The sequence below is a fragment of the Psychrobacillus insolitus genome (genome assembly GCF_003254155.1).
In the GTDB taxonomy this organism is placed as follows: Bacteria; Bacillota; Bacilli; order Bacillales_A; family Planococcaceae; genus Psychrobacillus; species Psychrobacillus insolitus.
Map to the genome: position 1 here is coordinate 127,754 of NZ_QKZI01000007.1, position 9,341 is coordinate 137,094.

The following is a 9,341-nucleotide window of genomic DNA, read 5'->3' on the forward strand; positions in this document are numbered from 1 at the left end:
CCTATCGAACAAACTCTTTTTCATGTGGTAATTTTGTATCTGAGAATATATCAGTTGGATACTCACCTGTGAAACAAGCTAAACAGTGTCCACAGTTTTTCTCTTCATCTGATCTTCCAATTGCTTCTACCATTCCTTCTACAGACAAGAATGTTAATGTATCCGCACCAATAAGCTTACGAATCTCATCCACACTATTATTTGCAGCAATAAGTTCAGAATCGGAACTTATATCTATCCCATAAAAACAAGGATTTTTTAGAGGAGGTGAACTAATTACTACATGCACTTCCGTTGCACCTGCGTCTTTTAACAGTTTCACAATGTGTCTTGATGTTGTTCCTCTAACAATTGAGTCATCTACCATAATCACACGTTTGCCTTTTACAACTTGGTTTACTGGAGAAAGCTTCATCTTCACGCCACGTTCACGTAAATCTTGTGAAGGTTGGATGAATGTTCGTCCAACATACCTGTTTTTAATAAGACCTAATTCATAAGGTATTCCAGATGCTTCTGAAAAACCAATCGCTGCAGAAATACTTGAATCTGGTACGCCAGTTACTACATCTGCTTCAATTTGAATTTCCTTCGCTAGCTGTTTTCCAAGACGTTTTCGTGCCATATGAATATTAATGCCATCTATATCTGAATCTGGACGAGAAAAATATACATATTCCATCGTACAAATTGCTCTATCCTTCTTCTCTACATAACGCGTTGAACGACAACCATCGTTATTGATAATTAATAATTCACCAGGATCTATAGAACGGACTAACTCAGCTCCGATAATATCGAATGCATTTGTTTCCGAAGCAACTACCCATGCATCACCCAATTTACCTAAAGAAAGTGGACGCATTCCTTGTGGATCTTGCGCAACTAACATGCCGTGATCTGTCAAAATACAAACAGCGAACGCACCTTCCAGCAAACTTAGAGCTTGTTTCGCACGCTCTTCAAACGTAGCTAGTTTACTTTTTTTAATTAAATGAGCAAGTACTTCTGTATCTGAAGTTGTTTGGAAAATACTACCTTGTTGTTCTAAATTACGTTTTAAACGTGTTGCATTCACAATGTTTCCATTATGAGCAATCGCAAGGCTTCCAGTTGTTGAATTGAACAACAAAGGTTGAACATTTTCAATTCCTGATCCTCCTGCAGTTGCATAACGAACATGAGCAACTGCAGCATGGCCTTCTAACTTATCTAATTTTCCATTACTGAAGACATCATTTACTAAACCTTCACCTTTAACAGCACGCAAACGTTCTCCATCTGTTACAACAATTCCAGCGCCTTCTTGTCCTCGGTGCTGTAGTGCATGTAGACCATAATAACTCAGAGCAGCAGGTTCTGGATGTCCCCAAATACCAAATACACCACATTCTTCATTTATACCTCTGACTTCAGCAAGCATGGTATTGCCCCTTTCCAAGCGGATCGGAATTCTTCAACAGAACCGTTAATCCATTCAGTTCCATCTTCTGTTGTAATAATTATTTTATCCGTATTTGTTACAGTTCCAATTTGAACTGCATCTGTTAAGATTTCTTCAAATTTAGCAGCATTTTCAGCTTTAACTGTCACTAAGAAACGAGATTGTGACTCACTGAATAACGCTGTTGTAGCAGATCCAGAAATTGTTACTTCTACTCCAAGTCCTTTTGCACCGAAAGCTTTTTCTGCTAAAGCTACTGCAAATCCACCTTCTGCAAGGTCATGAGCAGATTGTACAAGACCAGATGTAATGGCTAATAGTAATGCTGTTTGACGAGCTGCTTCCACTTCTAAATCGATAGAAGGTGCTTTACCAAAAATACGTTTTTCCACAAACTTTTGAAGCTCTGATCCACCAAATTCAGTTTTTGTTTCACCAATCATATACATGATATCTCCAGCTTGTTTCACTGACTGAGTCGTTACATGTGCTAAATCTGATACAAGCCCAACTAATCCAATTGTTGGTGTTGGATAAACAGCTACTCCACTGCGTTCGTTGTATAGAGAAACATTTCCTCCGATTACTGGTGCATCTAAAGCTAAACAAGCTGCAGAAATACCGTCAGCTGATTGATCTAATTGCCAGAAGATCTCTGGGTTTTCTGGATTACCAAAGTTTAAGCAATCTGTAATTGCAAGTGGTTTTGCACCAGAACATACAACATTACGCGCTGCTTCGGCTACTGCAATCTTCCCGCCTTCAACTGGATCTAAATAGATATATCTTGAGTTGCAATCCGTTGTCATTGCTAATCCTTTATTTGTACCACGAACTCGAACGACTGCAGCATCTGAACCAGGTGCTACAACTGTACTTGTACGTACTTGATAGTCATATTGATCATAAACCCATTCTTTTGAAGCAATTGTTGGCTGTTGAAGTAGGTTTAATAGAGTTTCTTTATAATCTGATACTGCTGGTTCTACATTTTCCATCGCTTGGAATTCTGTATAGTAAGCAGGAACAGATGATGGTTTATAGTATACCGGCGCATCTTCTGCAAGTGCATCTGCAGGAACATTCGCAACTACTTCTCCGTTATGAATTAAACGCAGCATTTTATCATTTGTAACGACACCTACTGCAACACAGTCTAATCCGTATTTGTCAAAAATTTTCACGATTTCTTCTTCGCGACCTTTTTTCACTACGATTAACATGCGTTCTTGAGATTCTGAAAGCATCATTTCATATGCAGTCATATTCGTTTCACGTTGTGGGATGAAGTCTAAGTTCATTTCTACACCATGTCCGGCTTTTGAAGCCATTTCAGCAGATGATGAAGTTAAACCTGCAGCACCCATATCTTGAATACCGATTAATGCATCGGATTTAACTACTTCTAAACAAGCTTCTAATAATAATTTCTCCATAAATGGATCTCCAACTTGAACTGCTGGACGTTTTTCTTCCGAAGCTTCTGTTAATTCTTCCGAAGCAAATGTTGCACCATGAATACCATCACGACCAGTTTTTGCACCAGCGTATAACACTGTGTTTCCTTCACCAGCAGCAATCCCTTTTTGGATGTCTTCATGATTGATCAACCCTACACACATAGCGTTAACTAGTGGATTTCCTTCATAACAATCGTCAAACTGAATTTCTCCACCCACCGTTGGAATACCGATACAGTTACCGTAACCAGCAATACCAGCGACAACTTCTTCAAATAAGTATTTCACACGTGGTGTTTTTAATTCTCCAAAACGAAGAGAATTTAACAATGCAATCGGACGAGCACCCATGGAAAATACGTCACGAATAATCCCACCAACACCTGTAGCTGCTCCTTGGTATGGTTCAATTGCAGATGGGTGATTATGCGATTCCATTTTGAAGACAACCGCTTGACCATCACCTATATCTACGATTCCAGCACCTTCACCTGGCCCTTGTAAAACTTGAGGACCTTTCGTAGGGAACTTGCGTAATACTGGTTTAGAGTTTTTATATGAACAATGTTCAGACCACATAACTGAGAACAACCCAGTTTCTGTATAGTTAGGAAGACGACCTAGTATTTTTTCTACCATTTCGAATTCTTCGTCTGACATTCCCATTTGAGCGTATAATTTTTGCTCTTTAATTTGCTCTGCATTAGGTTCAAGCATGATTGACATGAGTTTCCCTCCACTGTTTCACAATTGATTTGAATAGCGCTAGTCCGTCTGTTCCACCCATAATGTCATTTGATGCACGTTCTGGGTGAGGCATCATTCCAAGTACATTTCCTTTTTCATTCACAATACCTGCTATATCTTCTAGACTTCCGTTTGGATTTTCAGAAGCATATGTGAAAACGATTTGGTTATTCGCTTTCAAAGAAGCAAGTGTTTCTTCGTCACAATAGTAATTTCCTTCACCATGTGCGATTGGAATTTGAATTACTTCATCTTTTTTATATTGTGAAGTAAACTGAGTTTCGTTATTTACAACTTGAAGATCTACTGTACGACACATGAATTTCAAGTTTTTATTGCGTAATAATGCTCCTGGTAAAAGACCTGCTTCTGTTAACACTTGGAACCCATTACAAATACCTAAAACAGGCTTTCCAGCTTCAGCTGCTTTTACAACTTCTGACATTACGTTAGATTGGTTAGCCATTGCGCCACAACGTAAGTAGTCACCATACGAGAAGCCACCTGGCAATAAAATTGCATCGAATTTGCTTAAGTCCGTCTCATCGTGCCAAACGTATTCCACTTCTTCTCCAAGCTCGTCTTTAATCGCATGATACATATCTAAATCACAATTCGACCCTGGAAATACGATTACTGCAAATTTCATTTGCTTGTAACCTCCTCAACATCGTAGCGATAATCTTCAATTACTGTATTCGTAAGAAGTTTCTCACACATTTCTTTCACTACTGTATCTATGTCACGACCTGATTCTTCAATTTGAAGCTCTAAAAACTTTCCAATACGAACATCTTTCACTTCGTTGTAATTCATAGAGTGTAGTGCACCCATAACTGCTGAACCTTGTGGATCTAAAACACTTTCACGTAACGTTACATATACTTTAACTTTTTTCATTTTGATAATCCTCCTAGGCGGGAAAGTATTGTTTCATAAACTTCTGTTAGGCTTCCTAAATTACGTCTAAACACGTCTTTGTCTAGTTTTTTATTTGTTTCGTCATCCCATAATCTACATGTATCAGGAGATATTTCATCAGCTAGTAAAATTTTACCGTCTGGAGTTTTACCGAATTCCAATTTAAAATCGATTAGCGTAACACCTATTTCTTTGAAAAGCGGTTGAAGTACTTTATTGACTTCCAGTGCTTTAGTTTCAATCGTTTCTATTTCTTCTGGTGTTGCAAGTGCAAGTAATCCAAGATGTGCATTAGTAAGTAATGGATCTCCAAGTTCATCGTCTTTGTAATAAAATTCTACAATCGAATGTTTTAAAGGAATTCCTTCCTCTATACCTAATCTTTTCGCAATACTTCCTGCAGCTACATTGCGAACGACTACTTCAAGTGGGATGATTTCCACTTTTCTCACTAATTGTTCATTCTCTGAAATTCGCTCTACAAAGTGAGATTCAATTCCATGCTTTTTCAACTGATCAAATAGAATTGTCGTGATTTTATTATTTAAAATCCCTTTTCCATCTATTTCTTCTTTTTTCTCTCCATTAAAAGCTGTAGCACTATCCTTGTATGAAACAAATAAGATATTTTCATCTTCTGTTGCGAATAATTGTTTTGCTTTACCTTCGTATAATAGACGACCTTTTTCCACTGTGAATTCCTCCAAATCGAATGCACCTGCTAGTTAATTAGTTGAGTCCTAAACGACCAAAAATCATATCTACATGTTGAATGTGATAGTTATAGTCAAAGCAATCATCTAACTCTTCTTTTGTTAATAAAGAAATAACTTTTTCATCTGCATCTACAAATGTACGGAATGCAGTCTGTGATTCCCAAGCTTGCATTGCTAGCGGTTGAACAGTATCATACGCTGTTTCGCGAGCTAAACCTTTGTCGATTAACGCTAGAAGAACACGTTGAGAATAAATTAATCCTAAAGTAGAATCCATATTACGTTTCATGTTTTCTGGGAATACCGTTAAGTTTTTCACGATATTGCCGAAACGATTTAACATATAGTTAAGCGCGATTGTTGCATCCGGTAAAATAACACGTTCTGCTGATGAATGAGAAATATCTCTTTCATGCCATAATGCTACATTTTCATATGCAGTCATCATATATCCGCGAATTAATCTTGCTAAACCTACCATATTTTCAGAACCGATTGGGTTGCGTTTATGCGGCATTGCAGAAGAACCTTTTTGTCCTTTTGAGAAGAATTCTTCTACTTCACGCGTTTCTGATTTTTGAAGCCCGCGAACTTCTGTTGCAAACTTTTCAATAGAAGAAGCGACTAAAGCTAACGTGCTCAAGTATTGCGCATGACGATCACGTTGCAATGTTTGAGTAGAAATTGGTGATGCAGCTAAACCTAGTTCTTTACAAACATATTCTTCTACAAATGGGTCGATATTTGCATAAGTACCTACAGCACCTGACATTTTACCAGTTTCAATCACCTTTGCAGCAGCTTCAAAGCGTTCTAAATTACGACGCATTTCTTCTGTCCATAATGCCATTTTCAAACCAAATGTTGTTGGTTCTGCATGCACACCATGTGTACGTCCCATCATAACTGTGTATTTATGTTCTTTTGCTTTGTTTTCAAGGATTTCAATAAAGTTTTTAATATCTTTACGCAAAATTTCATTCGCTTGTTTAATGATATAAGAAAGAGCTGTATCAACTACGTCTGTAGATGTTAAACCGTAGTGTACCCATTTACGTTCTTCTCCTAATGTTTCTGATACTGCGCGAGTAAATGCTACAACATCATGTCTAGTTTCTTTTTCAATTTCTAAAATTCTTTCTACATTGAAAGATGCGTTTTTACGAAGTGTTACAACATCTTCTTTTGGAATATCTCCAATTTCTGCCCATGCTTCACATGCCAGAATTTCTACTTCTAACCAAGCATTGTATTTATTTTCTTCTGTCCAAATTGCTCCCATCTCTGGGCGTGTATAGCGTTCTATCATTTATATATCCCCTTTGTATTATAGCCAAATTTTAGATTGTTCTATTTCTTTTAATGTTTCTTCAATATTTGTAGAAAGAATGGTTACATGCCCCATCTTGCGGTTTGTTTTCGCTTCGTTCTTTCCATATAAATGAATAGACCAGTTTGGATATTTACTTATTGAATTTGTTAAAGGAACTACATGTTGTCCCAATATATTCACCATTACTGTTTCCGTCCAAAGTTTTGGCTCACGTAATGGCCATCCACATACAGCTCTCACATGCTGATGGAACTGTGAGATACTGCATGCTTCTATAGAATAGTGACCCGAATTATGTGGTCTAGGTGCTAATTCATTTATTAATATTTCATCATTTTCTAAAACGAATATCTCCACGGCAAGTGTACCAATTAGATTCAAGTGATTAGCAATTGTCTCAGCTGCTTTCATAGCTTTCGCTGCAAGTAATTCACTAATACGCGCTGGAACTATTGTTTCATGCAGAATATGATTCACATGAACGTTTTCACCAATAGGTAAGCAGTACGTTTCACCATTTCCATTGCGTTGGACAATTACGGAAATTTCTTTTGTAAAAGGAACAAAAGCTTCTGCGATACAAGCCGAATGTTCAAAAAGTGATTTTGCAGATGCAATTTCTTCTATTGATTGAATTGTTTGTTGACCTTTACCGTCATAACCACCTCGAGCTGTTTTCACTACACAAGGAAACCCGACTGTTTCGATTCTTTCCACTAGTTCTTCATAGTTAGCTGCTTCGACAAATTTCGCGATTGGCACGCCAGTTGCTTGAATTTCTGTTTTCTCAATGATGCGATCTTGTGTAATTTTAACAAGTTCTGCACCTTGAGGAACATAGGCAATCTCTGATAGTCGTTTTAATCCTGCGTAATCAATATTTTCAAACTCATATGTGATTACATCGCTAACTTCTGCAAGTTCTTCCAATGCTGCTTCATCATTATACGGAGCCACAATTCGAATGTCTGCAACTTGTCCACACGGTGAATCCACCGTAGGCTCTAACACAGCAACGTTAAACCCTGCTTCTTTAGCAGCTAACGCCATCATTCGTCCGAGTTGTCCACCACCGATTATTCCAATTGTTTGCCCTGGATAAATTACTTTAGTCATTGAAGCTCACCATTGCTTTCATATACTTTGTTCTTCATTTCTTCGCGTCGTTTTTCTAATCGCTCTTCGACTTCTATATCATGTATAGATAGGATTTGAGCTGCTAAAAGTCCAGCATTCGTTGCTCCCGCTTTCCCAATCGCAACTGTTGCTACTGGTACTCCACCTGGCATTTGTACTATGGACAATAGAGAATCCAATCCATTAAGAGCACGAGACTGAACAGGAACACCAATAACTGGTAGTGTTGTCTTTGCAGCAACCATACCTGGTAAATGTGCCGCGCCGCCAGCTCCAGCGATAATTACTTGAATTCCTTTTGCTCTTGCTTGCTCAGCATATTCGAACATTAAGTCCGGTGTACGATGCGCTGATACTACCTGCTTCTCATACGGTATATTTAACTCATCTAGTATGTCACAACTAAGTTTCATCGTTTCCCAATCACTAGAACTACCCATAATTACACCAATTTTTGCGTTCATTATTTTCGTCCCTCCTACATGCATAAAAAAAATTCCCCAAATAAACTGCTTTTCATGCATGAAAAGCAGTTTACTTGAGGAATTAAGTTGCGAGTTTTGTGTGATTACTGACAAATGCAAACACATCCTTCAAGCATTATCCAAAAGTTGCTTTCCCGCATAGTCCTGTCATTAAGGTGACTTGGTAGAGACACTAAAGCCAATTCTTTAGTATATATGGGGATATTCTCGTTTCTTACTAATCATATTCTAACAATTCTAACGTACTTCGTCAACGCATAAATACGAACGATTAATTTTCAGAAAACTTAATTGTTCGGTTTTTGGTTTCATTTTCATAAATTAATTCTCTTTTATTCCTTTTAACATGATTATTTGTCTAACTGGCACTGGTTGACCATCAACTTCCGCAAACAAAGGTTCTTCTTTTCTACCTGCAATTTGAAACCCTAGTTCCGCCATTCTATCCATACATGCACCAATCGTTTCATTTTCCTCTACTTCAAACCATTTCGTCTCTTTTTTCATTGATCAAATAGGGTGTGTGTCACCACCCATCCTCCTCTTTTTACTATGTAACAAATATCATACCCTTTTTCCCGACAAACAACGAGTAAAAATAATAAGAGAGGGTTTGTTTAAATAATAATGCGTGGGGATTCTTCCAAAACTATGTGGTATTCATCCCAAACGTGTTGTTATTCGTCCAAACTTTTGCGTTATTCATCCACTTATCTGTAATATTCATCCAAAACTTACTTGTATTCTTCCAAAACCCCAATTTCACTCAAAAAATGCTCACCATCTCCAGCGATAAATAGTGTTTTTAGACTTATTTACTCTGGAGAGACTCATAGAATTAAGAAGTCTGGATGCTAATTGAGAAGAATCAATTTGCAAAAACTTTCTACACTCCTTATTAGAAATACGGTTTTCTACAAGCGCAAACCACTCATAAAGTGCTTGAACATGGGCAACCTTATCTATATTCCCACACGAAGTACAAATCCAACCATTATTTCTCTTAACCATCCCAAACTGCTCACATTTTCCACACTGCACACCAGTCATCAAATCGCTTGGATTGATTCCCCATCTCTTACACATTGGATAAGGAAA

At 37.7% G+C, this 9,341-nt stretch carries 9 protein-coding genes, 1 pseudogene and 1 riboswitch; all 10 genes and pseudogenes read right to left on the reverse strand.

All coding sequences use genetic code 11. From position 1 onward, the window contains the following. Position 1: 1 nt before the first annotated feature. Positions 2-1,423: an amidophosphoribosyltransferase gene (gene purF, locus C7437_RS13875; protein ID WP_111440377.1), complete on the reverse strand. Its 1,422-nt coding sequence runs from the start codon at positions 1,421-1,423 to the stop codon at positions 2-4. Next, on the reverse strand, positions 1,399-3,630 hold the full coding sequence (purL, locus tag C7437_RS13880; protein ID WP_111440379.1) for a phosphoribosylformylglycinamidine synthase subunit PurL: 2,232 nt from the start codon (positions 3,628-3,630) through the stop codon (positions 1,399-1,401). Before purL ends, purF begins: the two co-directional genes overlap by 25 nt. Further along, on the reverse strand, positions 3,614-4,300 hold the full coding sequence (gene purQ / locus C7437_RS13885) for a phosphoribosylformylglycinamidine synthase subunit PurQ (RefSeq protein ID WP_111440381.1): 687 nt from the start codon (positions 4,298-4,300) through the stop codon (positions 3,614-3,616). Before purQ ends, purL begins: the two co-directional genes overlap by 17 nt. After that, the gene (gene purS / locus C7437_RS13890; protein ID WP_111440383.1) at positions 4,297-4,551 is read right to left on the reverse strand and encodes a phosphoribosylformylglycinamidine synthase subunit PurS; all 255 of its coding nucleotides are present in this window, start codon (positions 4,549-4,551) and stop codon (positions 4,297-4,299) included. Before purS ends, purQ begins: the two co-directional genes overlap by 4 nt. Next, positions 4,548-5,264 (reverse strand): phosphoribosylaminoimidazolesuccinocarboxamide synthase, encoded by a 717-nt coding sequence (gene purC / locus C7437_RS13895; RefSeq protein ID WP_111440385.1) that lies wholly within the window; start codon positions 5,262-5,264, stop codon positions 4,548-4,550. Before purC ends, purS begins: the two co-directional genes overlap by 4 nt. A 37-nt stretch (positions 5,265-5,301) precedes the next feature. Beyond that, a complete protein-coding gene (gene purB, locus C7437_RS13900; RefSeq protein ID WP_111440387.1) occupies positions 5,302-6,597 on the reverse strand; it encodes an adenylosuccinate lyase in 1,296 nt (431 codons plus the stop codon). An 18-nt stretch (positions 6,598-6,615) separates the two neighbouring features. Continuing rightward, the gene (purK, locus tag C7437_RS13905; RefSeq protein WP_111440389.1) at positions 6,616-7,737 is read right to left on the reverse strand and encodes a 5-(carboxyamino)imidazole ribonucleotide synthase; all 1,122 of its coding nucleotides are present in this window, start codon (positions 7,735-7,737) and stop codon (positions 6,616-6,618) included. Then, positions 7,734-8,222, reverse strand: a complete 489-nt coding sequence (purE, locus tag C7437_RS13910) for a 5-(carboxyamino)imidazole ribonucleotide mutase (protein WP_111440417.1) — start codon at positions 8,220-8,222, stop codon at positions 7,734-7,736. Before purE ends, purK begins: the two co-directional genes overlap by 4 nt. A gap of 140 nt (positions 8,223-8,362) precedes the next feature. Then, a riboswitch (purine riboswitch) is annotated at positions 8,363-8,462 on the reverse strand. A 102-nt stretch (positions 8,463-8,564) separates the two neighbouring features. Next, positions 8,565-8,750 (reverse strand): NETI motif-containing protein, encoded by a 186-nt coding sequence (locus C7437_RS13915; RefSeq protein WP_111440391.1) that lies wholly within the window; start codon positions 8,748-8,750, stop codon positions 8,565-8,567. A gap of 270 nt (positions 8,751-9,020) precedes the next feature. Continuing rightward, positions 9,021-9,341 (reverse strand): annotated as a pseudogene (locus C7437_RS17080) (nuclease-related domain-containing protein); the annotation flags it as partial.

Coding starts and splice junctions, on each gene's coding strand:
- purK (WP_111440389.1), bottom strand. CDS start 7,737: ATGACTAAAGTAATTTATCCAGGGCAAACAATTGGAATAATCGGTGGT.
- purL (WP_111440379.1), bottom strand. CDS start 3,630: ATGTCAATCATGCTTGAACCTAATGCAGAGCAAATTAAAGAGCAAAAA.
- purE (WP_111440417.1), bottom strand. CDS start 8,222: ATGAACGCAAAAATTGGTGTAATTATGGGTAGTTCTAGTGATTGGGAA.
- purS (WP_111440383.1), bottom strand. CDS start 4,551: ATGAAAAAAGTTAAAGTATATGTAACGTTACGTGAAAGTGTTTTAGAT.
- purF (WP_111440377.1), bottom strand. CDS start 1,423: ATGCTTGCTGAAGTCAGAGGTATAAATGAAGAATGTGGTGTATTTGGT.
- purB (WP_111440387.1), bottom strand. CDS start 6,597: ATGATAGAACGCTATACACGCCCAGAGATGGGAGCAATTTGGACAGAA.
- purQ (WP_111440381.1), bottom strand. CDS start 4,300: ATGAAATTTGCAGTAATCGTATTTCCAGGGTCGAATTGTGATTTAGAT.
- C7437_RS13915 (WP_111440391.1), bottom strand. CDS start 8,750: ATGAAAAAAGAGACGAAATGGTTTGAAGTAGAGGAAAATGAAACGATT.